General features: G+C 27.6%; 2 protein-coding genes. One reads left to right on the forward strand and one right to left on the reverse strand.

The window, feature by feature from the left end; all coding sequences use genetic code 11:
- A partial coding sequence (locus BUE91_RS06785; RefSeq protein ID WP_143605915.1) for an NUDIX hydrolase occupies positions 1-308 on the reverse strand: 308 nt, incomplete at its 3' end.
- A 148-nt stretch (positions 309-456) separates the two neighbouring features.
- On the opposite strand from BUE91_RS06785, the gene BUE91_RS06790 reads away from it, so the two are divergent.
- On the forward strand, positions 457-1,991 hold a 1,535-nt coding region (locus tag BUE91_RS06790; protein WP_073508376.1), incomplete at its 3' end, for an ABC-F family ATP-binding cassette domain-containing protein.

Genomic DNA, 1,991 nt, shown 5'->3' on the forward strand with positions numbered 1-1,991 from the left:
GGATTTTTCATCGAAATTATATCTACTATATCTTTTGGATTATATCCTGTTTCTTCTTTTAATTCTCTATTTATCGCAAAATAAGGAGATTCTCCTGGATCTATCATACCAGCAACATTTTCAAAAGTCGATTTATCAGCCCCAGGACGATATTGTTCAACTAAAAGCACTTTTTCTAAGTTTTCATCAAATATCGTTAAACATACTGCATCACTTTTAATAATATACTCAAGTGGCACTTTGGTCGTAGGATGATACTTTATATCTCCCTTTAAAAATTTAAAACCATCTTTTATTGGTATTTCCATTTTAATCACCTCTTTTTCCTAATATATACATTGACATTATACTATAATTAAATAAATAAAAGCAACCTTTTTAAATATATTAAAATTTGAAAAAAAGCATGTTTTTTGATATAATTAGATAATAAAAATATATTTGAAAGGATATAATATGATAACAACAAGTAACTTAACAGTCCAATTTGGAGGAAAAAAATTATTCGAAGATGTAAATATAAAATTTACTGAGGGTAATTGTTATGGAATAATTGGAGCTAATGGTGCCGGAAAATCAACTTTTTTAAGAGTTTTAACTGGTGAAGTTGATTCTACAAATGGTGAAATAATTATAGATAAAAATAAAAGAATCTCATTTTTAAAACAAGATCACTTTACTTTTGAGGAAAGTCAAGTACTAGATGTTGTAATTATGGGACATGAAAAATTATATAAAATTATGCAAGAAAAAAATGAAATATATTCAAAGACAGAATTTACTGATGAAGATGGAATTAAAATTTCTGAACTTGAAGGTGAATTTGCAGATCTAGATGGTTGGGAAGCTGAAACTAATGCTGAAAAACTTCTAAATGGATTAGGAATTACACCTGATTTACATTATAAGCTTATGAAGGAACTTACAGAACCAGAAAAAGTTAAAGTACTACTTGCTCAAAGCTTATTTGGTAATCCAGATATACTACTACTTGATGAGCCTACAAACGGACTTGATTTAAAAGCTGTAAATTGGCTTGAAAATTTTATTATGGATCTTGAAACTACAACTGTATTAATAGTTTCACATGATAGACACTTTTTAAACAAAGTATGTACTCATATTGCTGATATAGATTATGGAAAAATTAAATTATTCGTTGGTAACTATAACTTCTGGTATGAATCTTCTCAATTAATGCAGGAATTATTAAGAAATCAGAACAAGAAAATAGAACAAAAAAGAAAAGAATTACAGGAATTTATAGCTAGATTTTCTGCGAATGCTTCTAAATCAAAGCAAGCAACAAGTAGAAAGAAACAATTAGATAAATTACAATTAGAAGATATGCAAGTTTCAAATAGAAAATATCCGTATGTAGACTTTAAACCTGAAAGAGAAGCTGGAAATAATATGTTGAAAGTTGAAAATTTATCTAAAACTGTTGATGGTGAATTAGTATTAGATAATATTAGCTTCACTATTAATACTAATGATAAAGTTGCTATTATTTCTAGAAATGATATCGCAAAAACTACTCTATTTCAGATATTAGCAGGTGAACTTGAAGCTGATAGAGGTAGTTTTGAATGGGGAATGACTACAACACAAAGCTATTTCCCTAAAGATAATTCAGAGTATTTTGAAAATGTTAATCTTTCATTAATTGATTGGTTAAGACAATATTCTAAAGATCAACATGAAGAATATGTTAGAGGTTTTTTAGGACGTATGCTATTTTCTGGTGATGATGCTAGAAAAGAAGCTAAAGTTTTATCAGGTGGAGAAAAAGTTAGATGTATGTTAGCAAAAATGATGCTATCAGGTGCAAATGTTTTATTATTAGATAATCCGACAGATCATTTAGATCTTGAATCTATTACATCATTAAATAAAGGTCTTACAAGATTTAATGGAACTATACTATTTACATCGCATGATCACGAATTTATTCAAACAATTGCAAATAAGATCATCGAAATTACTCCTAA

The sequence above is a fragment of the Streptobacillus notomytis genome, assembly GCF_001902585.1.
In the GTDB taxonomy this organism is placed as follows: Bacteria; Fusobacteriota; Fusobacteriia; order Fusobacteriales; family Leptotrichiaceae; genus Streptobacillus; species Streptobacillus notomytis.